Source organism: Klebsiella sp. PK18, assembly GCF_057784655.1.
In genome coordinates this window covers 1223171-1245610 of sequence record NZ_CM173493.1, presented here as the reverse complement: position 1 = coordinate 1245610, position 22440 = coordinate 1223171, and the positions used below count along the sequence as shown (strand labels likewise).

At 56.1% G+C, this 22440-nt stretch carries 18 protein-coding genes and 2 rRNA genes; 8 read left to right on the top strand and 12 right to left on the bottom strand.

Annotation, left to right across the window (positions count from 1 at the left end):
- Nucleotides 1-8: 8 nt before the first annotated feature.
- The 6 genes from lepA to rseD all read right to left on the bottom strand — a co-directional run bounded on the left by lepA (nt 9) and on the right by rseD (nt 4776).
- Nucleotides 9-1808, bottom strand: a complete 1800-nt coding sequence (lepA, locus tag AC3EMD_RS06160) for a translation elongation factor 4 (RefSeq protein ID WP_008803765.1) — start codon at nt 1806-1808, stop codon at nt 9-11.
- A 185-nt stretch (nt 1809-1993) separates the two neighbouring features.
- Nucleotides 1994-2473 (bottom strand): SoxR-reducing system protein RseC, encoded by a 480-nt coding sequence (gene rseC / locus AC3EMD_RS06155; RefSeq protein ID WP_008803764.1) that lies wholly within the window; start codon nt 2471-2473, stop codon nt 1994-1996.
- Nucleotides 2470-3426, bottom strand: a complete 957-nt coding sequence (gene rseB, locus AC3EMD_RS06150; protein ID WP_012540854.1) for a sigma-E factor regulatory protein RseB — start codon at nt 3424-3426, stop codon at nt 2470-2472. Before rseB ends, rseC begins: the two co-directional genes overlap by 4 nt.
- On the bottom strand, nt 3426-4076 hold the full coding sequence (gene rseA / locus AC3EMD_RS06145) for an anti-sigma-E factor RseA (RefSeq protein ID WP_008803762.1): 651 nt from the start codon (nt 4074-4076) through the stop codon (nt 3426-3428). Before rseA ends, rseB begins: the two co-directional genes overlap by 1 nt.
- Before the next feature lie 32 nt (nt 4077-4108).
- A complete protein-coding gene (rpoE, locus tag AC3EMD_RS06140) occupies nt 4109-4684 on the bottom strand; it encodes an RNA polymerase sigma factor RpoE (RefSeq protein ID WP_002914074.1) in 576 nt (191 codons plus the stop codon).
- Nucleotides 4681-4776, bottom strand: coding sequence for a rpoE leader peptide RseD (gene rseD, locus AC3EMD_RS06135; protein ID WP_121980491.1), 96 nt, complete (start codon nt 4774-4776; stop codon nt 4681-4683). Before rseD ends, rpoE begins: the two co-directional genes overlap by 4 nt.
- A gap of 328 nt (nt 4777-5104) precedes the next feature.
- On the opposite strand from rseD, the gene nadB reads away from it, so the two are divergent.
- Nucleotides 5105-6724 carry an L-aspartate oxidase gene (nadB, locus tag AC3EMD_RS06130; RefSeq protein ID WP_008803761.1) on the top strand — a complete coding sequence of 540 codons (1620 nt, stop codon included), beginning with the start codon at nt 5105-5107 and terminating at the stop codon, nt 6722-6724.
- On the opposite strand, the gene trmN is transcribed toward nadB, so the two are convergent.
- Nucleotides 6709-7446 (bottom strand): tRNA(1)(Val) (adenine(37)-N(6))-methyltransferase TrmN, encoded by a 738-nt coding sequence (gene trmN / locus AC3EMD_RS06125; protein ID WP_023323112.1) that lies wholly within the window; start codon nt 7444-7446, stop codon nt 6709-6711. The two genes, nadB and trmN, sit on opposite strands and share 16 nt — an antisense overlap.
- A 130-nt stretch (nt 7447-7576) precedes the next feature.
- Between trmN and srmB the strand changes: the two genes are divergently transcribed.
- A complete protein-coding gene (gene srmB, locus AC3EMD_RS06120; protein ID WP_012540851.1) occupies nt 7577-8908 on the top strand; it encodes an ATP-dependent RNA helicase SrmB in 1332 nt (443 codons plus the stop codon).
- A 45-nt stretch (nt 8909-8953) separates the two neighbouring features.
- Here srmB and grcA read toward each other — a convergent pair whose 3' ends face one another.
- Nucleotides 8954-9337: an autonomous glycyl radical cofactor GrcA gene (grcA, locus tag AC3EMD_RS06115; RefSeq protein WP_002914084.1), complete on the bottom strand. Its 384-nt coding sequence runs from the start codon at nt 9335-9337 to the stop codon at nt 8954-8956.
- A gap of 311 nt (nt 9338-9648) precedes the next feature.
- Between grcA and ung the strand changes: the two genes are divergently transcribed.
- Nucleotides 9649-10338: a uracil-DNA glycosylase gene (gene ung, locus AC3EMD_RS06110; RefSeq protein WP_012540850.1), complete on the top strand. Its 690-nt coding sequence runs from the start codon at nt 9649-9651 to the stop codon at nt 10336-10338.
- 56 nt (nt 10339-10394) lie between these two features.
- Here ung and AC3EMD_RS06105 read toward each other — a convergent pair whose 3' ends face one another.
- Entirely contained in the window at nt 10395-11480 is a 1086-nt protein-coding gene (locus AC3EMD_RS06105) for a tRNA/rRNA methyltransferase (RefSeq protein ID WP_016161649.1), read from the bottom strand.
- Nucleotides 11481-11683: 203 nt separating this feature from the next.
- Here AC3EMD_RS06105 and trxC point away from each other — a divergent pair, with 203 nt between their 5' ends.
- The 5 genes from trxC to AC3EMD_RS06080 all read left to right on the top strand — a co-directional run bounded on the left by trxC (nt 11684) and on the right by AC3EMD_RS06080 (nt 17404).
- Complete coding sequence (gene trxC, locus AC3EMD_RS06100; protein WP_002914091.1) at nt 11684-12109, top strand: thioredoxin TrxC; 426 nt, start codon at nt 11684-11686, stop codon at nt 12107-12109.
- Between the two features lie 69 nt (nt 12110-12178).
- Complete coding sequence (gene tapT / locus AC3EMD_RS06095; protein ID WP_302073983.1) at nt 12179-12877, top strand: tRNA-uridine aminocarboxypropyltransferase; 699 nt, start codon at nt 12179-12181, stop codon at nt 12875-12877.
- A 34-nt stretch (nt 12878-12911) separates the two neighbouring features.
- Nucleotides 12912-15563 (top strand): bifunctional acetate--CoA ligase family protein/GNAT family N-acetyltransferase, encoded by a 2652-nt coding sequence (locus AC3EMD_RS06090; protein WP_012967428.1) that lies wholly within the window; start codon nt 12912-12914, stop codon nt 15561-15563.
- Between the two features lie 120 nt (nt 15564-15683).
- Nucleotides 15684-17039, top strand: coding sequence for a CDP-diacylglycerol--serine O-phosphatidyltransferase (pssA, locus tag AC3EMD_RS06085; RefSeq protein ID WP_008803754.1), 1356 nt, complete (start codon nt 15684-15686; stop codon nt 17037-17039).
- Between the two features lie 41 nt (nt 17040-17080).
- Nucleotides 17081-17404: a YfiM family lipoprotein gene (locus tag AC3EMD_RS06080; RefSeq protein ID WP_008803753.1), complete on the top strand. Its 324-nt coding sequence runs from the start codon at nt 17081-17083 to the stop codon at nt 17402-17404.
- Nucleotides 17405-17407: 3 nt separating this feature from the next.
- On the opposite strand, the gene AC3EMD_RS06075 is transcribed toward AC3EMD_RS06080, so the two are convergent.
- The 3 genes from AC3EMD_RS06075 to AC3EMD_RS06065 all read right to left on the bottom strand — a co-directional run bounded on the left by AC3EMD_RS06075 (nt 17408) and on the right by AC3EMD_RS06065 (nt 22287).
- Nucleotides 17408-18706, bottom strand: coding sequence for an MFS transporter (locus tag AC3EMD_RS06075; RefSeq protein ID WP_012540846.1), 1299 nt, complete (start codon nt 18704-18706; stop codon nt 17408-17410).
- Nucleotides 18707-19168: 462 nt separating this feature from the next.
- Nucleotides 19169-19284, bottom strand: a 5S ribosomal RNA gene (rrf, locus tag AC3EMD_RS06070).
- Between the two features lie 99 nt (nt 19285-19383).
- Nucleotides 19384-22287, bottom strand: a 23S ribosomal RNA gene (locus tag AC3EMD_RS06065).
- Between the last annotated feature and the right edge of the window lie 153 nt (nt 22288-22440).

The following is a 22440-nucleotide window of genomic DNA, read 5'->3' as shown; positions in this document are numbered from 1 at the left end:
CTCCTTAATTATTTGCCGTCTTTACCAACGTGCAGAATGGCGAGGAACGCTTCCTGCGGCAGTTCAACGTTACCGACCTGCTTCATACGCTTCTTACCTTCTTTCTGCTTCTGCAGCAGCTTTTTCTTACGGCTGACGTCGCCGCCGTAGCATTTCGCCAGGACGTTTTTACGCAGCTGTTTCACAGTAGAGCGCGCGATGATGTGGTTGCCGATAGCCGCCTGAATGGCGATATCGAACTGCTGACGCGGGATCAGCTCTTTCATCTTCTCGACCAGTTCGCGACCACGATAAGGGGCGTTGTCGTTGTGGGTGATCAGCGCCAGCGCATCGACACGCTCGCCGTTGATCAGCACGTCAACGCGCACCATGTTCGAGGCCTGGAAGCGTTTGAAGTTATAATCCAGCGACGCATAGCCACGGGAGGTAGACTTCAGACGGTCGAAGAAGTCGAGAACCACTTCCGCCATCGGGATTTCGTAGGTCAGCGCCACCTGTTTACCGTGGTAAACCATGTTGGTCTGCACGCCACGCTTCTCGATACACAGGGTGATCACGTTGCCGAGGAACTCCTGCGGCAGCAGCATGTGACACTCGGCGATAGGCTCACGCAGCTCCTGAATATTATTCAGCGGCGGCAGCTTGGACGGGCTATCGACGTAGATAACTTCTTTGGAGGTCGTTTCCACTTCATAGACTACCGTCGGCGCCGTGGTAATCAGGTCAAGATCGTACTCACGCTCCAGACGCTCCTGAATGATTTCCATATGCAACAGGCCGAGGAAGCCGCAGCGGAAGCCGAAGCCCAGCGCCGTTGAGCTTTCCGGCTCATAGAACAAGGAAGCATCGTTCAGACTCAGTTTACCCAGCGCATCACGGAAGTTTTCATAGTCATCAGAGCTCACCGGGAACAGACCGGCATAGACCTGCGGCTTCACTTTTTTGAAGCCCGGCAGCGCCTTATCCGCTGGATTACGCGCCGCGGTCAGGGTATCGCCCACCGGCGCCCCGAGGATGTCTTTGATCGCGCAGACCAGCCAGCCTACCTCGCCGCATTTCAGCTCGGTACGGTCGACCTGTTTCGGGGTGAAGATGCCCAGACGGTCGGCGTTATAGACCTGGCCGGTGCTCATCACTTTAATTTTATCGCCCTTGCGCATGGTGCCGTTTTTAATACGCACCAGCGACACGACACCTAAGTAGTTATCGAACCAGGAGTCGATGATCAGCGCCTGCAGCGGCGCGTCCGGATCGCCTTCCGGCGGCGGAATATCGCGCACCAGACGTTCCAGCACGTCCGGCACGCCAACGCCGGTTTTCGCCGAGCAGCGAACCGCGTCGTGAGCATCGATACCGACGATATCTTCAATCTCGTCCGCTACGCGCTCCGGATCGGCCGCAGGCAGGTCGATCTTGTTGAGCACCGGAACGACTTCGAGGTCCATTTCCATGGCGGTATAGCAGTTCGCCAGGGTCTGGGCTTCTACGCCCTGCCCGGCGTCAACCACCAGCAGCGCGCCTTCGCACGCCGCCAGGGAGCGCGATACTTCATAGGAGAAGTCAACGTGGCCCGGGGTGTCGATAAAGTTGAGCTGATAAGTTTCACCATCGCTGGCTTTATAGTCCAGGGTGACGCTCTGCGCCTTGATGGTAATCCCGCGCTCACGTTCAAGGTCCATGGAGTCCAGAACCTGGGCCGCCATTTCGCGATCAGAAAGGCCACCGCAAATCTGGATGATACGGTCAGACAGCGTCGACTTACCGTGGTCGATGTGAGCGATGATCGAAAAGTTACGTATATTCTTCATATTTAGAGTTAATTATGCCTTACGAGTATCATGAGGCCGCTGTACTGTGCCTGACGTTTTTTAATCCGAAAACGCCGCATTCTACACTACATCCTTGAAACCAGGAAATGCTGTTAGATCCAGCATAACGGCAGAAATTGTGGCGTTGTTACAGGAAGAGTAAATAAAGATGAGGGGCAGTGAAATCACTGCCCCATTTCAGAGGAGGGCGTATCAACACGCAGCAGATCCGGCGGCAAACCGACGCTTAAAATCACCGGCTGCCATGACTGGCGAGCAGCCAGCTGCGGCGACAGACCGCGCGCCACCAGGAAGCCGCCGACGCCGCCCAACAGCGCGCCGCAAAGTGACGCGATATCGCTGGCAAACAGCACCTGGAAAATGGACGCCATCACAAACAGCCCCACCAACGGCGCCATATAGACGAGCAGCGCTGAGCCCAGCAGGCTACTTTCAGCGATCCCCAGCTCCACTTTTTGCCCCGCGGCCAATGGCTGCTCGCAGGGCACGCTAATGGTATGGCTGGTCTGCGGCCCCAGCTTGTTTAACACCCGGCTACCGCAGCCGGCACGGGAAGCGCAGCTGCTGCAGGAGGCTTTAACGTCGCAGTGCACCTGCGCCACGCCGTTATGCCAGGAAACCACGGTGGCCCACTCTTTAATCATTGTACTGCCTTGAATTTAATACTGTCAGAGATACGCTTCGCCGTCTGCGGCGGCAGTTCGCCCACCACGGTGATCTCCGCGTTATCGCGTACCGTCGTGCTGACGGTACGTCGGCCGGTGCGCAACAGCTGGTCGCTGCTGGCCGCCGTGGCGCGGTTGATATTGATCGAGAAGCTGAACAAGCCGTCGGAATAGAGACGTGATTCGACTGGACCGTCAAAAGTGGGCAGACGGCGCTGACTGCTGGAAACTTCAGCCATCCCCTGGGGAAGCCACGTTGGCGCCCAGTTGAAGTTGGCTTTGTCGCCCCCTTCAGGGACGGACAGCTGCGGCGGTAGATTCGCTTTTGCCAGCGTCTCCATGCTGGCGCTGACGTTATCGCCAACGTTGAAGGAGACAACCCGGAACTGCTCCAGCGTTTCACCGTCGCGGTCGAGCAAATCGACGCGCAGCGGCAGTTTGGTCTCGGCGTCCAGCCAGGCGATAAAGCTATAGCGCGTACCGTCGCGAGCTACGACGCGGATCACGTCGCAGAGGCGGTCAGCGATACGGGTACGGCCAACGGAGATAAAATCATACGCAGCGGAGAGGCGTTTGAAATCGCTATAAACCAACGATGGCAGCGAATCGACGATGTAGTCGCCGTTGAGGGTGAAAGGATCGAGACCGGGTTCAAAATAGCTGATTTCCGTGCCGCGCAGGACCACTTCCCGGCGCGGGCCGTCCAGCTGCAGCAGCTGCGCCAGCGGTTGATTGTTCAGTCGCGCATGACGATAGCGCAGCGACTCAACGCCTTGTTTATTGATGCTGACGAAAGACAGCTCATAATTTAGGGACTGGCTGGCCAGGTTCATCTGCTGCAACAACGCCCCGGACGATGTATCAGCCGAGGCGTTGACAGAGAACAACAGACTGCCTGCCATGAGCGACATGGCACACCAAAGTTGCTTCATTACTGCGATTGCGTTCCTAAAGTTTGATAACCCGGCACCTGGACTGCTGCCTGCTGAGTCTGGGCCTGGCCAAACTGCAGCTGCTCAGCGTGCAGGCGGCGCTGCAGTTCATAGTCCTGCAACATGGCGTTAATCCGGCGGCGCTGTTCCTGGACTTGCGCCTGCTGGCCGCTACCCGCTGATGCGTCAGCCGGCACGCCAAGGCTTACCGGGCTCGCTTTACCCATCATCGGCAGGGTATTGAACACTGGCGCCTCTGGCTGCTGAGTCGCATCAGATTGCCCATTATAGTGCTGGACGCCGACGATAACCGCAAGCGATACGCAGGCGGCAACGCCCATTTGGGTGAGTGAGCTGGCCCATGGACGCACTTTGTTCCAGAACGGCATCTGCCGCCACTGGTGGGGTGCGGGCTGAGATTCAGGAATAAGCGGCGCCGTCTGACGAACGGGCTCATTTTCAATGGCGGCCATCACCCGGGCGGAGATATCGAATTGCAGCACCTCTGCGGTATCGCCACGCAGCGTATCGCGAATGAGGTGATAGCTCTCCCAGGTTTTTTGCATCTCAGAGGAACGGCTCAGCTCGTTGAGCAGTTCTTTATCCAGCGTTTCACCATCCATTAAAGCCGAAAGTTGTTCTTTCTGCATGCCTGATACCCTTTTCCAGTATTCCGCTATCGTCAACGCCTGATAAGCGGTTGAACTTTATTATCAATAGCTTCTCGCGCCCGGAAGATACGCGAACGCACCGTCCCAACCGGACAATCCATGATAGCGGCTATCTCTTCATAGCTCAGGCCATCCAGCTCCCGTAACGTAATTGCCATGCGTAAATCTTCCGGGAGCGATTCAATGGTACGAAAAACTATTTGTCTCAGTTCTTCTGACAACATTAAGTTCTCAGGGTTCGAAATTTCTTTCAACGCCCCGCCGCTTTCGAAGTTTTCCGCCTCGTTGGCGTCAACATCGCTGGACGGCGGACGGCGTCCCTGAGCAACCAGATAATTCTTCGCCGTGTTGACGGCGATACGGTATAACCAGGTGTAAAAAGCGCTATCTCCCCGGAAAGAGTCCAGCGCACGCCATGCCTTAACGAACGATTCCTGAACAACGTCAGCGATATCGCCCGGCGGTACATAGCGGGAAACCAGACTCGCGACCTTATGCTGATAGCGCACCACCAGCAAATTAAACGCTTTCTGATCTCCTTTCTGGACCCGTTCAACAAGGACCTGATCCGTTAACTGCTCGCTCATCCGAGGTAATGTCTCCCCAAACCCAATTCCCATGCGTCTTCAAAACACCACCCAAAATCTGCATTATGAGCAAGCTGACTGTTGGAGTGCATGAAAACAATAAAGTTCCGTTACGCTTTTGTTTTTTGTCTGGCAACGGCGGCAGATCGTTATCAATCATTATATGCCCAGGTTGCTAAACAACAGGTTAGTCAATAAGAAAAAGCGCAGGCCCGACTGAAGGGTATCGTAACACAGTGTTTATTTCACTATAAAATCCAATGCTAACAACCTGCTCCACTTCTCTTTTTTACCGCACAACGCCCCTTTTCCCGGCCCCTTCTGTTTAGCCGTCACAACACCAGGCAAAAAAATATGTACGATTCCTCACGCGCTGGTGCTATTGTGAGCTAAATGTGTTTAGTAAATTAAACAAAGACGATGAATACCACTCCTGACTTCTCTTGTGATGTGTTGATTATCGGCAGCGGCGCTGCCGGTCTCTCCCTCGCGCTGCGCCTGGCGGAGCACAGTTCGGTGACGGTGCTGAGTAAAGGGCCGATCAGCGAAGGTTCGACGTTCTATGCGCAGGGCGGGATTGCCGCCGTCTTCGATGAGACGGACAGTATCGAATCCCATGTTGAAGATACGCTGATCGCCGGCGCGGGACTCTGCGATCGCCATGCGGTCACCTTCGTCGCCAGCAACGCCAGACCGTGCGTACAATGGCTTATCGATCAGGGCGTGCTGTTTGACACCCAGGTCCAGGCCAATGGCGAAGAGAGCTACCATCTCACTCGCGAAGGGGGGCACAGCCATCGACGCATTCTTCACGCCGCCGACGCTACCGGCAAAGCGGTAGAGACAACGCTGGTCGATAAAGCCCTTGCTCATCCGAATATCCGCATCATTGAGCGCAGCAATGCCGTTGATTTGATCGTCTCGGACAAGATTGGCCTGCCGGGCACGCGCCGGGTGGTCGGGGCCTGGATCTGGAACCGCAATAAAGAGCGGGTAGAAACCTGCAGCGCGAAGGCGGTGGTGCTTGCGACCGGCGGGGCCGCCAAGGTTTATCAATATACCACTAACCCTGACGTCTCTTCCGGAGACGGCATTGCGATGGCCTGGCGGGCGGGCTGCCGGGTAGCGAATCTCGAATTCAACCAGTTCCACCCCACCGCGCTGTATCATCCACAGGCGCGCAATTTCCTGCTTACTGAAGCGCTGCGCGGCGAAGGCGCCCACCTTAAACGCCCGGACGGCACCCGCTTTATGCCGGACTTTGACGAGCGCGGCGAGCTGGCCCCGCGCGATATCGTCGCCCGCGCCATCGACCATGAAATGAAGCGCCTGGGCGTTGATTGTATGTTCCTTGATATCAGCCATAAACCCGAGGCGTTTGTTCGCCAGCACTTCCCGATGATTTACGAAAAGCTGCTCGGTCTGGGAATTGATTTAACCAAAGATCCGGTGCCGGTCGTCCCCGCCGCGCATTACACCTGCGGCGGCGTGATGGTGGATGATAATGGCCGTACTGACGTCGATGGCTTATACGCCATCGGCGAAGTCAGCTATACCGGGCTGCACGGCGCCAATCGCATGGCCTCGAACTCGCTGCTGGAGTGTCTGGTCTACGGTTGGTCCGCCGCGGAGGATATCGCCCGGCGCCTGCCGCTGGCTCAGAAGGTCACCACCCTGCCGGCGTGGGATGAAAGTCAGGTGGAGATCCCGGATGAACTGGTGGTTATCCAGCATAACTGGCACGAGCTGCGCCTGCTGATGTGGGATTATGTCGGCATTGTGCGCACAACGCGCAGACTGGAGCGCGCCCTGCGGCGCATTACCATGCTCCAGCAGGAGCTGGATGAGTATTACGCCCGCTTCCGCGTCTCGAATAATCTGCTGGAGCTGCGCAATCTGGTGCAGGTGGCGGAGCTTATCGTACGCTGCGCGATGTTACGTAAGGAGAGCCGCGGGCTGCACTATACCCTCGACTATCCGCAGCCGCTGCCGAACAGCGGCCCGTCGATACTGTCGCCCCTGGCTCACATAAAGAGATAAAAATCCCCGGTCAGAGCAGTAAACCCTTCAGAGTACTGCTGCTCTGGCCCGCGGATCGCCAGTCTGTCGCTGAAACACTCTCCTGCCGTCGGGGAGAACGCCAGCAGCACCCGGTGCGGCGGCCGCAGTTCGGTCTCCGCCACGTCAGTGCGCAGTCGCAAATGCCACCCCATCGCCGTTGCCCGCTCGATAAACGCATTACCGATATCCACCGGCAGCACCACGCAAAAAAAACCTTCTTCGGTGATATGCTCTGCGGCACAGGTCAGCAGGGAGGCGTGATCGAGCGTCGTGGTATACCGCGCCTGCTCCCGCTGCGAGGTAGCGCATGGCACGCCTTCGGCAAAAAAAGGCGGGTTACTGATTATCAGTTCATAGCGTCGGGTTTGCGACGGCTGCCACTGATGGATATCGGCCTGGCAGACTTCTATGCGCGAAGACCACGGTGACGCGAGGGCATTTTCCCGCGCCTGAGCGGCTGCCTCCTCGTCCAGTTCGACCGCATCGACTTGCACATCGTGACCGGTACGCTGGGCGAGCATTAGCGCCAGCAGGCCGCTGCCCGCGCCAATATCCAGCACATGCTTCACCCCGGCAATCGGCGCCCAGGCGCCAAGCAAAATGCCATCAGTGCCCACCTTCATCGCGCAACGATCGTGGGCGACAAAGAACTGTTTGAAGGTAAAACCATTGCGCGGCAGCGCAAACTTCGACTGAGACATCCTCAATAACCTTGCCGACAAAACTCCTGAACGTAAGGCTATGCACAATACCGGAGAACAGATAGCCTTACAAACAGATGAACATTACGTCAGTAACGTCTATAATCGGCGGCCCACTCAGAGGTAGAACATGACTGTAACGACTTTTTCCGAACTTGAACTCGACGAAAACCTGCTGGAGGCCCTCCAGGATAAAGGTTTCACTCGCCCGACAGCCATTCAGGCCGCCGCTATTCCGCCTGCGCTCGATGGCCGTGACATTCTCGGTTCAGCGCCGACCGGCACCGGTAAAACGGCGGCGTATCTGCTGCCAGCGTTGCAGCACCTGCTCGATTTCCCGCGTAAGAAATCCGGGCCGCCGCGCATTCTTATCCTGACGCCGACCCGTGAGCTGGCGATGCAGGTGGCTGACCACGCCCGCGAGCTGGCGAAGCATACCCATCTGGATATCGCCACCATTACCGGCGGCGTAGCGTACATGAACCACGCGGAAGTGTTCAGCGAAAACCAGGATATCGTGGTCGCTACCACCGGTCGCCTGCTGCAGTATATTAAAGAAGAGAACTTTGACTGCCGCGCCGTCGAGACCCTGATCCTCGATGAAGCCGACCGCATGCTGGACATGGGCTTTGCTCAGGATATCGAAACCATCGCCGGTGAAACCCGCTGGCGCAAGCAGACCATGCTGTTCTCCGCCACGCTGGAAGGCGATGCGATCAAAGATTTTGCCGAACGCCTGCTGGAAGAGCCGGTTGAAGTCTCCGCTACCCCATCGACCCGCGAACGTAAAAAAATTCATCAGTGGTACTATCGCGCCGACGATATCGAGCATAAAACCGCGCTGCTGATTCATTTGCTGAAGCAGCCGGAAGCAACCCGCTCCATCGTCTTCGTGCGTAAGCGCGAGCGCGTTCACGAACTCGCCGCTAAGCTGCACGAAGCAGGGATTAACACCTGCTGGCTGGAGGGCGAGATGGTGCAGATTAAGCGCAACGAAGCGATTAAACGCCTGACCGATGGTCGCGTGAACGTGCTGATCGCCACCGACGTCGCCGCACGCGGTATTGATATCCCGGATGTCAGCCACGTGTTTAACTTCGACATGCCGCGCACCGCCGATATCTATTTGCACCGTATCGGTCGTACCGGCCGCGCCGGTAAAAAAGGCATCGCCATTTCGCTGGTTGAAGCGCATGACCACCTGCTGCTGGGCAAGATCGGCCGCTACGTTGAAGAACCGCTGAAAGCCCGCGTGATTGATGAACTGCGACCGAAAACCCGCGCGCCGAGCGAGAAGTTAACCGGTAAACCGTCGAAGAAAGTATTGGCGAAGCGCGCCGAGAAAAAAGAGAAAGAAAAAGAGAAACCGCGGGTGAAGAAACGCCACCGCGACACCAAAAATATCGGTAAGCGCCGTAAGCCAAGCGCGGCCGGGACGCCATCAACGTCCACTGAAGAGTAAAAAAAACGCCGGGACATCCCGGCGTTTTCACATCTGGCTTCAGCCTTACAGGCTTTCGGTAAAGGTACGGGCGATAACGTCGCGCTGCTGTTCCGGAGTCAGGGAGTTGAAGCGTACCGCATAGCCGGAAACACGAATGGTCAGCTGCGGGTATTTTTCCGGGTGCTCAACCGCGTCCAGCAGAGTTTCGCGACGCAGCACGTTCACGTTCAGGTGCTGACCGCCTTCCACGCGAACTTCTGGTTTCACGTCTACCGGAATTTCACGGTATTCGATTTCACCCAGTTTGCTCACCGCCACCACGTCGTCTTCCGCAAAACCACCTTTGGCACACAGGCAGCGCGCTTCGCCTTTTTCGCTGTCCAGCAGCCAGAAAGAGTTCAGCAGGTCGTCGTTTGCTGCTTTAGTAATTTGGATACCAGTAATCATTTGATGCCTCCCAGGCAGTGTTTATTCGATTTTGGCCTCTTCGCGGCCAATTGGTAAAACCATTGTTGTATGAGTGTATATATATCAGCCGCACCCTCGGCATTCCTTGATATAAATCAATAAAAACCACTCACACAAAGTGGGTATATGGGGATTTTATTGTTTTACATCAAGTTAGGCCATGGGGTCTCATAAATAATTTTGTAAATTTTCAATTTTTTTTGCATAAAAGCCCACATCAAGCCGTGCCGATTTTGTTCTGTAGAAAGAAGCCGTTAAGCTATAGCGATGACCCTTTGCAGGAGAGCAAGATGACCACCTCTTTAACCTGGCATGACGTGCTGGCGGATGAAAAGCAACAACCCTATTTTCTCAATACACTGAAGACCGTCGCCGAAGAGCGCCAGTCCGGGATCACCATCTACCCACCGCAAAAAGACGTCTTCAATGCGTTTCGCTTTACCGAGCTGGGCGACGTCAAAGTCGTCATTCTCGGCCAGGATCCCTATCACGGCCCGGGTCAGGCCCACGGTCTGGCATTCTCGGTTCGCCCGGGCGTCGCGATCCCGCCCTCGCTCTTGAACATGTACAAAGAGCTGGAGGCCACGATCCCCGGCTTTACTCGCCCCACTCACGGTTATCTCGAAAGCTGGGCGCGTCAGGGCGTACTTCTGCTTAATACGGTCCTGACCGTCCGCGCCGGGCAGGCGCACTCGCACGCCAGCCTCGGCTGGGAGACCTTTACCGATAAGGTTATCGCGTTAATCAATGAGCATTGCGAGGGGGTGGTATTCCTGCTGTGGGGTTCTCATGCGCAGAAGAAAGGCGCGATTATCGATCGTCAGCGCCACTGCGTGCTGAAGGCGCCGCACCCATCGCCGCTCTCTGCGCATCGCGGCTTCTTTGGCAGCAACCATTTCGTACAGACCAACCAGTGGCTGGCTGACCGCGGCGAAGCGCCGATCGACTGGATGCCGGTCCTCCCCGCCGAAAGCGAGTGATCGACAGCCATAAAAAAGCCAGCATCAGCTGGCTTTTTCGCATTCAGGCAGGCGAATTACGCCTTGTTCTGACGCCACCATTCTGCCAGCAGGACGCCGGTCGCCACAGAGACGTTCAGGCTTTCGACATTGCCGGTACCGTTGATGGCAACGCTGAGATCGGAGCTGGAAATCGCCGCATCGGACAGACCATCACGCTCCTGGCCTAACACCAGCACCATTTTCTTCGGCAGCTCGGCTTTAAACAGCGGCGTACCATTATGGCTGGACGTTGAGACAATCGCGTAGCCCGCTTTGCGGAACTGATCCAGGGTATCGATAAAGCTGTCGCCGGTGATCGGTTCAACATGCTCCGCCCCGCCCTCCGCCGTACGGATCGCCGCCCCGGACTCCAGCACGCCAGCATCCTGAACCACCACGCCCTTCACGCCGAAGTGCGCGCAGCTGCGCATGATCGCCCCGAGGTTGTGCGGGTTACCCACGTCTTCCAGCGCCAGAACGCAATCTTCTTCTGCCGCCTTCGCGACCCACTGGGCAACAGAGGTGCCGTGGCGTTTTTTGATCAGGAAGCAGACTCCGCCGTGGTGCTCGGTGCCGGAAGCTTTCGCCAGCTCGGCTTCGTCCACCACATGATAGGCTTTACGGTTGGCCGCCATCCAGCGCAGCGCCTCTTTAAAGCGGGGCGTGACGCTCTGAATAAACCAGGCGCGAACGATAGCTTCCGGACGGCTCTGGAACAGCGCCTGGCAGGCGTTTTCGCCATACACGCGGGTCTCTTCCGCACGCTGACGACGCAGCACTTCCGGATCGATAAAGCTCTTCCCGCTGATCCCGCCGTGATCTTCTTTTACCGGCGTCTCATCGCCAGGAGCACGGGAAACGGTACGCCACGGAGACGCATCGTCACGATGAAAATCATCGCGCTTGCGATCGTCACGCTTACGGTCGTCACGTTTGCGATCGTCGCCGCGGCTGTTTCGTTCGTCACGCGCAGGGCGGCTGCGGCCGTCAACACGAGATTTTCCTGGACGACCTCCCCCTTTCCCGGTACGTGGGTTATGGGTGCGTTTGTCAGAATCATCATCACTGCGGACATACATCACTTTGACCTTGCCGCTTTTATTTTTCAGTTCGTCGCTCATCAATTTTCTCCACCTGCGCTGCGCGAAGCGCGCAGATTACCCGATGTGTCATCGCTTCGCCATGATTTCGTTTAAAAGCCGGCCTCTATTGCACTCATCGAACAAAACGCATTGTCCTTAAATAACACTTAATCGATAATATGTAACATCACAGAAACATATCGGCCACGTGCCACGTTGCAACCCATAACCAGAGGTTAGTTATGAATACCGTTTGTGCCAGTTGTCAGGCTCTGAACCGCCTCCCGGACGATCGTAGCGCGGATGGCGCAAAGTGCGGACGCTGCGGTCACGATCTTTTTGACGGCGACGTCATCAACGCGACCGGGGCAACGCTGGATAAACTCTTAAAGGACGATCTGCCGGTCGTTGTCGATTTCTGGGCGCCATGGTGCGGCCCCTGCCGTAGCTTCGCGCCGATCTTTGAAGATGTCGCGGAAGAGCGTAGCGGGAAGATGCGTTTTGTGAAAGTCAACACCGAAGCGGAACGTGAGCTTAGCGCCCGGTTTCGTATCCGCAGCATCCCGACCATTATGATGTTCAAAAATGGCGAAGTGATCGACATGCTCAATGGCGCGGTGCCAAAAGCGCCATTTGATAGCTGGCTGAACGAAGCCGGCCAACAGTAATCCTTCCGGGGCACCGCTTGTGCCCCGTTTTCACCTCTGCGACAATAGCGTTTTTCTCTAGCGACTCCCATGATTGAAAACGCAGTCCTTCGCCTGCGCGCTGAACGCCTCGCGCGTGCTACCCGGCCTTTCCTTGCTCGCGGCAACCGCATCCGCCGCTGTCAGCGCTGCCTGCTGCCGCTCAAGCAGTGCCTGTGCGCAACATTAGTGCCAGCGCAGGCCACCAGCCGCTTCTGCCTGGTGATGTTTGATACAGAACCGATGAAGCCCAGCAACACCGGCCGGCTCATCGCCGATATTCTGCCTGATACCGAGGCTTTTCAATGGTCGAGAACCGAGCCGCCGCAGGCGCTGCTCGATCTGGTCGCGCATCCTGATTATCAACCGATGGTGGTTTTCCCTGCCTCCTATGCCGGGCCGGAGCGCCAGATCCTGAGCGCGCCGCCGTCCGGCAAGCCGCCGCTATTTATTATGCTCGACGGCACCTGGACCGAAGCGCGCAAAATGTTCCGCAAGAGCCCTTATCTTGACGCGCTACCGATAATCTCCGTCGATCTGTCACGCATCTCTGCCTATCATCTGCGCGAGGCGCACGCCGACGGACAATACTGTACCGCGGAAGCAGCCATCGCCCTGCTGGATCTGGCGGGCGATGCCCCGGCCGCCGCTGCGCTTGGCGAGCACTTCACCCGCTTCCGGACCCGCTATCTGGCGGGAAAAACCCAGCATAAGGGCAGTATCACAGCGGACCAGGTGGAAAACGTTTAAAATCATTCGGTCACTGGGATGAAAGGAGACCGGTATGAGCCAACGAGGCCTGGAAGCACTGCTGCGACCAAAGTCCATCGCCGTTATTGGCGCATCAATGAAGCCGCAGCGCGCTGGCTATCTCATGATGCGCAACCTGTTAGCCGGCGGTTTCAATGGCCCGGTACTGCCGGTGACCCCCGCCTGGAAGGCGGTGCTCGGGGTGCTGGCATGGCCCACGATTGAGAGCCTGCCGTTTACGCCGGATCTGGCGGTGCTCTGTACTAACGCCCGGCGTAATATCGAATTGCTCGAAGCCTTAGGGCAGAAAGGGTGTAAAACCTGCATCATTCTCTCTTCGCAGCCGGAACAGTATCCGGCGCTGCTCGAATGCGCCGCGCGCTATCAGATGCGCCTGCTCGGCCCGAACAGCCTGGGACTGCTGGCGCCGTGGCAAGGCCTGAACGCCAGCTTCTCGCCGGTCGCGATCCATCGCGGTAAACTGGCCTTTATCTCGCAGTCGGCCGCCGTCTCTAATACCATCCTTGACTGGGCGCAGCAGCGCGAGATGGGGTTTTCCTACTTCATCGCGCTGGGCGATAGCCTGGACATTGATGTCGATGACCTGCTGGACTTTCTGGCCCGCGACAGCAAGACCAGCGCCATTTTGCTTTACCTCGAGCATCTAAGCGATGCGCGCCGATTTGTCTCCGCTGCGCGCAGCGCTTCGCGAAACAAGCCTATCCTGGTGATTAAAAGCGGCCGTAGCCCCGCGGCGCAAAAGCTGTTGCACGTCAACTCCGGGATGGATCCGGCATGGGATGCAGCCATACAGCGTGCTGGCCTGCTGCGGGTGCAAGACACCCATGAGCTGTTCTCCGCCGTGGAAACGCTCAGCCATATGCGCCCGCTACGCGGTGAAAAGCTGATGATCGTCAGCAATGGCGCGGCTCCGGCGGCGCTGGCGCTGGATGAACTCTGGCTGCGGAATGGCAAACTGGCGGTCCTCAGCGAGGAGACCCGCGACGCCCTGCACCAGGCGTTGCCGGTTGGCGTCGAGATCGCCAACCCATTAGATCTGCGCGATGATGCCAGCAGCGAACATTATCAGCAGGCCGTGAATATTTTGCTCAACAGTCAGGACTATGACGCGCTGCTGGTGATCCACTCGCCCAGCGCGGCCGCGCCGGGCACGGAGAGTGCGCTGGCCCTGATTGACGCTCTGAAGCATCATCCGCGCGGTAAATATGTCACCGTGCTGACCAACTGGTGCGGCGAATTTTCCTCGCAGGAAGCGCGACGTTTATTCAGCGATGCCGGCCTCCCAACCTACCGTACGCCAGAGGGCACGATCACCGCTTTTATGCATATGGTGGAATACCGTCGCAACCAGAAACAACTGCGCGAGACGCCGGTGCTACCGGATTCGTTAACCGCCAATACCAGCGAAGCACATGCTCTGCTGCAGCAAGCGATAGATGACGGCGCCACCACGCTGGATACCCATGAGGTCAGCCCGGTGCTCCGAGCCTATGGCATCCATACTCTGCCGACATGGATTGCCGCTGACAGCGCAGAAGCAGTGCATATCGCTGAGCAGATAGGCTATCCGGTCGCGCTGAAGCTGCGTTCTCCGGATATCCCGCACAAATCGGAAGTACAGGGGGTCATGCTCTATCTGCGTACCGCCGCCGAGGTGCAGCAGGCGGCAGATGCGATGATCGATCGCGTCAGACTGGCCTGGCCCCAGGCGCGCATCCATGGTCTGCTGGTGCAGAGTATGGCTAATCGCGCCGGCGCCCAGGAGCTGAGAGTGGTGGTTGAACACGATCCCGTCTTCGGCCCGTTGATTATGCTGGGCGAAGGCGGCGTGGAGTGGCGGGCCGAGGATCAGGCCGCGGTGGCGCTGCCGCCGTTGAATATGAACCTGGCGCGTTATCTGGTGATCCAGGCGATCAAAAATAAAAAGATCCGCGGTCGCAGCGCATTGCGCCCGCTGGATATCGCGGGCCTGAGCCAGCTGCTGGTTCAGGTATCGAATCTGATCGTCGACTGCCCGGAGATCCAGCGCCTGGACATTCATCCCCTGCTCGCCTCCGGCAACGAGTTTACGGCGCTGGACGTCACGCTAGGCCTGGCCCCCTTTGACGGCGACAGTGAAAGCCGCCTTGCGATTCGTCCCTATCCGCACCAGCAGGAGGAGTGGGTGGTGATGAAAAATGGCGATCGCTGCCTGTTTCGGCCGATCCTTCCGGAAGATGAGCCGCAGCTGCTCGCGTTTATCGCTCAGGTCACCAAAGAAGATCTCTATTATCGCTATTTTAGTGAGATCAACGAATTTACCCATGACGATTTAGCCAATATGACGCAGATCGACTACGATCGTGAAATGGCGTTTGTTGCCGTCAGGACCACTGCAGAGAAGAGCGAAATTCTCGGCGTGACGCGGGCGATCTCCGATCCCGACAATATTGACGCCGAGTTTGCCGTTCTGGTCCGTTCAGATTTAAAAGGATTAGGCCTGGGGCGAAGGCTGCTGGAAAAGCTGATCGCCTATACGCAAAGCCATGGCTTGCAACGCCTTAATGGCATTACGATGCCGAATAACAGAGGCATGATCGGCCTGGCCAGAAAGCTGGGATTCACCGTTGATATTCAGCTGGAAGATGGGATTGTCAGTCTATCGCTGCCCCTGAATCAGGGATAATCGCGTCACGCTGACCGCAATTGTTGACCACATTAGCGGGTAGTAATGGTATTATTGCCCGCTTACGTCGTCTGCATGGTACAGAAGACCCTTCAATAAACAGAGAAGAAACGCACTGTGATGTTGTCAAAATTTAAGCGTAATAAACATCAACAACACCTTGCCCAACTCCCTAAGCTTTCTCAGTCAGTTGATGATGTAGAGTTCTTTTACGCCCCTGCGGATTTCAGGGAAGCGTTACTGACCCGGATTGCCCACGCCACTCAGCGTATATGCATTATTGCGCTCTACCTGGAGCAAGATGATGGCGGAAAAGGAATTTTGCAGGCTCTCTACGACGCCAAACGCCAGCGTCCGGAACTGGATGTCCGCGTTCTGGTAGACTGGCACCGTGCTCAACGTGGTCGTATCGGCGCCGCCGCCTCCAACACCAATGCCGACTGGTATTGCCGGATGGCCGATGAAAACCCAGGTGTGGATATCCCCGTTTACGGCGTGCCGATTAATACCCGGGAGGCGCTCGGCGTTCTCCATTTCAAAGGCTTTATTATCGATGACAGCGTCCTCTACAGCGGCGCCAGCCTGAACGATGTTTATCTGCATCAGCATGACAAGTACCGTTATGACCGCTATCAGTGCATCCGTAACGGCAAAATGGCGGACGTCATGTTCGACTGGGTCGACAATAATCTGGTTCAGGGGCGCGGCGTTAATCGTCTCGACAGACCGGATCGGCCAAAAAGCCCGGAAATCAAAAACGACATTCGCCAGTACCGTCAGGAGCTCCGCGACCGCAGCTACCATTTTGTCGGCACCGCTGGTGACGAAGAACTCTCCGTCACCCCGCTGGTAGGACTGGGGAAATCCAGCCTGCTGAACAAAACTATTTTTCACCTGATGCCTTGTGCCGAGCACAAGCTGACGATCTGTACCCCCTACTTCAACCTCCCTGCCGTACTGGTGAGAAATATCATCCAGCTGCTGCGGGACGGTAAACAGGTGGAGATTATTGTCGGCGATAAAACCGCTAACGATTTCTACATTCCGGAAGATCAACCGTTTAAAATTATCGGTGCGCTTCCCTATCTGTATGAGATCAACCTGCGGCGTTTCCTCAGCCGACTGCAATATTATGTCAATACCGATCAGCTGATCGTTCGCCTGTGGAAGGATGACGATAACAGCTACCATCTGAAAGGCATGTGGGTTGACGATGAGTGGATGCTGCTCACTGGCAACAACCTTAACCCACGCGCCTGGCGGCTCGATCTGGAAAACGCCATTCTGATCCACGATCCAAAGCGGCAGCTGGGGGCCATGCGGGAAAAAGAGCTGAAGCTCATCCGCACCCACACCACGGTAGTGAAACATTATCGGGATCTGCAAAGTATCGCCGACTATCCGGTGAAAGTGCGAAAACTGATCCGCCGCCTGCGACGGATCCGCATTGACCGGTTGATCAGCCGTATTCTCTGACTATCAGCCCCGCGTCGACGGGGCTTTTTTCTGGAAGCGCTATGCGTTCGATAATAGTGATGACATCGCTGCTGTTAACGGGCTGCAGCCACATGGCAAATGATGCATGGTCCGGTCAGGACAAAGCCCAGCATTTTCTGGCCTCGGCGATGCTGTCTGCCGCCGGCAATGAGTATGCGCAACATCAGGGTTACAGCCGGGACCGCAGCGCCGCCATTGGCCTGATGTTTTCCATCAGTCTTGGCGCATCAAAAGAGCTTTGGGACAGCCGCCCGGCAGGGAGCGGCTGGAGCTGGAAAGATTTCGCCTGGGATGTCGCCGGCGCGACCACCGGCTATGCTGTGTGGCAACTGGCGCACCAGTAAGCGTTACAGGCGCAGGCCTTTCCCCTTACGATGCAGCATCAGGGAAACCAGGAAGGCGATGGCCGCCATCACCGTCACATACCAGTAGAACGCGTGCTCTATCCCCGCCGACTTAAGCGACAGCGCGACATACTCCGCAGAGCCGCCGAACAGCGCGTTCGCGACGGCATAGGAAAGCCCTACCCCAAGCGCGCGGACCTGAGCCGGGAACATCTCTGCTTTCAGGATGCCGCTGATAGAGGTATAGAAACTGACGATCAGCAAGGCGCAGATCACCAGTCCGAAGGCGGCATACGGTGAGCTCACCTTCTGCAGAGCACTGAGAATAGGCACGGTAAATAACGTCGCCAGCACGCCAAAGCACAGCATGGAGGTGCGACGGCCAACTTTATCCGAAAAGGCGCCGAACAGCGGCTGAACCAGCATATAAACGAATAGCGCCGCGGTCATGATCACGCTGGCGGTGCTAGCCGTCATGCCCGCCGTGTTGACCAGATACTTTTGCATATAGGTAGTAAAGGTGTAGAAGGTCAGCGATCCGGCGGCGGTAAAGCCCAACACCATCACGAAGGCCCGGCGATTGCGCCACAACCCTTTAAATGATCCAGCCTCTTTCAGCGCCCGGGTCTCCTGCTTTGAGGTTTCGTCCAGCTGGCGACGCAGCCACAGCGCGACGATAGCCAGTACCGCCCCAAGAGCAAAAGGAATACGCCATCCCCAGGCATGGAGATCTTCATCGCTGAGCACCTGCTGGAGCGCGACAACCACTAATACCGCCAGCAGTTGACCGCCAATCAGCGTAACGTACTGGAAGGAGGCATAGAAGCCTTTCTTACCTTCCACCGCGACTTCACTCATATAGGTCGCACTGGTGCCGTATTCTCCGCCAACAGACAGCCCCTGGAACAGACGCGCCAGCAGCAGCAGCGCCGGGGCCCAGGTGCCGATGACCGCATAACCCGGCAGACAGGCAATCACCAGTGAGCCAAAGCACATCATGCACACCGAGATAAGCATAGAGGCTTTACGTCCGCGGCGGTCGGCGATTCGACCAAACAGCCATCCGCCGATGGGACGCATCAGGAATCCGGCGGCAAATACGCCTGCCGTCTGCAGCAATTGGGTGGTGGTATTGCCAGATGGAAAAAAGATATGGGCGAAATAGAGCGAGCAGAATGAATAAACGTAAAAATCAAACCACTCAACCAGATTCCCCGAGGAAGCGCCAACTATTGCCCAAATACGACGACGGGTATCGGCCTGATCCGGCGCGCCCCGTTCGGTAATGCTACTTTCTGTCATTGTTATATTGCTCCAGCAAAGACTGCAATCTGTCTTGTCGGGCGTACCACGTCACGTAGACAAATTAGTTAGTGAACTAAATGTTATATAATTGTTATATCTTTATATGTGACTGTATTCACATTTTTTTTCGTAAGAGTGGTTTTCGCGATTAACGCCAGCGCAGGGGCAAGGAAAAAGTAGATTATGATGAAGGGATTACCATGACGGGGTTTTATGTTGCTTTGAATGAAGATAATGGGGCGGGTATGGCAGGGTTTTCCCCGGAGGCGGTGCTACGCACCTTGTCCGGGCTACAGGTCGTGCAGGGCGGGTGCGAATCCGTAGCCCCGGTAAGCGCAGCGCCACCGGGGAGATATACCCCACACAGCAAAAAACCCCGCACCTTTCGGGACGGGGTTCTTGTTAAAACGCAAAAACAAAAAGCTCAGTCTTTCGGCTGAGCTTTCTGCTTTGTTTGATGCCTGGCAGTTCCCTACTCTCACATGGGGAGACCCCACACTACCATCGGCGCTACGGCGTTTCACTTCTGAGTTCGGCATGGGGTCAGGTGGGACCACCGCGCTATCGCCGCCAGGCAAATTCTGTTTTATCAACACGTCCTGCGGACGCATCGAGTAATCTGTATCAGAGCTGAAAATCTTCTCTCAAATCCGCCAAAACAGCTTCGGCGTTGTAAGGTTAAGCCTCACGGTTCATTAGTACCGGTTAGCTCAACGCATCGCTGCGCTTACACACCCGGCCTATCAACGTCGTCGTCTTCAACGTTCCTTCAGGAGACTTAAAGTCTCAGGGAGAACTCATCTCGGGGCAAGTTTCGTGCTTAGATGCTTTCAGCACTTATCTCTTCCGCATTTAGCTACCGGGCAGTGCCATTGGCATGACAACCCGAACACCAGTGATGCGTCCACTCCGGTCCTCTCGTACTAGGAGCAGCCCCCCTCAATTCTCCAGCGCCCACGGCAGATAGGGACCGAACTGTCTCACGACGTTCTAAACCCAGCTCGCGTACCACTTTAAATGGCGAACAGCCATACCCTTGGGACCTACTTCAGCCCCAGGATGTGATGAGCCGACATCGAGGTGCCAAACACCGCCGTCGATATGAACTCTTGGGCGGTATCAGCCTGTTATCCCCGGAGTACCTTTTATCCGTTGAGCGATGGCCCTTCCATTCAGAACCACCGGATCACTATGACCTGCTTTCGCACCTGCTCGCGCCGTCACGCTCGCAGTCAAGCTAGCTTATGCCATTGCACTAACCTCCTGATGTCCGACCAGGATTAGCTAACCTTCGTGCTCCTCCGTTACTCTTTGGGAGGAGACCGCCCCAGTCAAACTACCCACCAGACACTGTCCGCAACCCCGGTCAGGGGCCTACGTTAGAACATCAAACATTAAAGGGTGGTATTTCAAGGTTGGCTCCACGCAGACTGGCGTCCACGCTTCAAAGCCTCCCACCTATCCTACACATCAAGGCTCAATGTTCAGTGTCAAGCTATAGTAAAGGTTCACGGGGTCTTTCCGTCTTGCCGCGGGTACACTGCATCTTCACAGCGAGTTCAATTTCACTGAGTCTCGGGTGGAGACAGCCTGGCCATCATTACGCCATTCGTGCAGGTCGGAACTTACCCGACAAGGAATTTCGCTACCTTAGGACCGTTATAGTTACGGCCGCCGTTTACCGGGGCTTCGATCAAGAGCTTCTCCTTACGGATAACCCCATCAATTAACCTTCCGGCACCGGGCAGGCGTCACACCGTATACGTCCACTTTCGTGTTTGCACAGTGCTGTGTTTTTAATAAACAGTTGCAGCCAGCTGGTATCTTCGACTGGTCTCAGCTCCATCCGCAGGGACTTCACCTACACACCAGCGTGCCTTCTCCCGAAGTTACGGCACCATTTTGCCTAGTTCCTTCACCCGAGTTCTCTCAAGCGCCTTGGTATTCTCTACCTGACCACCTGTGTCGGTTTGGGGTACGATTTAATGTTACCTGATGCTTAGAGGCTTTTCCTGGAAGCAGGGCATTTGTTACTTCAGCACCGTAGTGCCTCGTCATCACACCTCAGCGTTAAAAGGTACCGGATTTACCTGGAACCTCCGCCTACATGCTTAAACCGGGACAACCGTCGCCCGGCTAACATAGCCTTCTCCGTCCCCCCTTCGCAGTAACACCAAGTACAGGAATATTAACCTGTTTCCCATCGACTACGCCTTTCGGCCTCGCCTTAGGGGTCGACTCACCCTGCCCCGATTAACGTTGGACAGGAACCCTTGGTCTTCCGGCGAGCGGGCTTTTCACCCGCTTTATCGTTACTTATGTCAGCATTCGCACTTCTGATACCTCCAGCAACCCTCACAGGCCACCTTCGCAGGCTTACAGAACGCTCCCCTACCCAACAACACATAGTGTCGCTGCCGCAGCTTCGGTGCATGGTTTAGCCCCGTTACATCTTCCGCGCAGGCCGACTCGACCAGTGAGCTATTACGCTTTCTTTAAATGATGGCTGCTTCTAAGCCAACATCCTGGCTGTCTGTGCCTTCCCACATCGTTTCCCACTTAACCATGACTTTGGGACCTTAGCTGGCGGTCTGGGTTGTTTCCCTCTTCACGACGGACGTTAGCACCCGCCGTGTGTCTCCCGTGATAACATTCTTCGGTATTCGTAGTTTGCATCGGGTTGGTAAGTCGGGATGACCCCCTAGCCGAAACAGTGCTCTACCCCCGAAGATGAATTCACGAGGCGCTACCTAAATAGCTTTCGGGGAGAACCAGCTATCTCCCGGTTTGATTGGCCTTTCACCCCCAGCCACAAGTCATCCGCTAATTTTTCAACATTAGTCGGTTCGGTCCTCCAGTTAGTGTTACCCAACCTTCAACCTGCCCATGGCTAGATCACCGGGTTTCGGGTCTATACCCTGCAACTTAACGCCCAGTTAAGACTCGGTTTCCCTGCGGCTCCCCTATACGGTTAACCTTGCTACAGAATATAAGTCGCTGACCCATTATACAAAAGGTACGCAGTCACACCCGAAGGTGCTCCCACTGCTTGTACGTACACGGTTTCAGGTTCTTTTTCACTCCCCTCGCCGGGGTTCTTTTCGCCTTTCCCTCACGGTACTGGTTCACTATCGGTCAGTCAGGAGTATTTAGCCTTGGAGGATGGTCCCCCCATATTCAGACAGGATACCACGTGTCCCGCCCTACTCTTCGAGTTCACAACCTGTGCATTTTGGTGTACGGGACTATCACCCTGTACCGTCGGACTTTCCAGACCGTTCCACTAACACACAAGCTGATTCAGACTCTGGGCTGCTCCCCGTTCGCTCGCCGCTACTGGGGGAATCTCGGTTGATTTCTTTTCCTCGGGGTACTTAGATGTTTCAGTTCCCCCGGTTCGCCTCGTTAACCTATGTATTCAGTTAACGATAGTGCAACGAATTGCACTGGGTTTCCCCATTCGGACATCGCCGGTTATAACGGTTCATATCACCTTACCGACGCTTTTCGCAGATTAGCACGTCCTTCATCGCCTCTGACTGCCAGGGCATCCACCGTGTACGCTTAGTCGCTTAACCTCACAACCCGAAGATGTTTCGTAAAACACCATCGTGTCGCGAAAATTTGAGAGACTCGAACACACTTAAACAGTGTGTCGTTTCAATTTTCAGCTTGATCCAGATTTTTAAAGAGCAAATATCTCAAACGTCACCCGAAGATGAGTTTTGAGA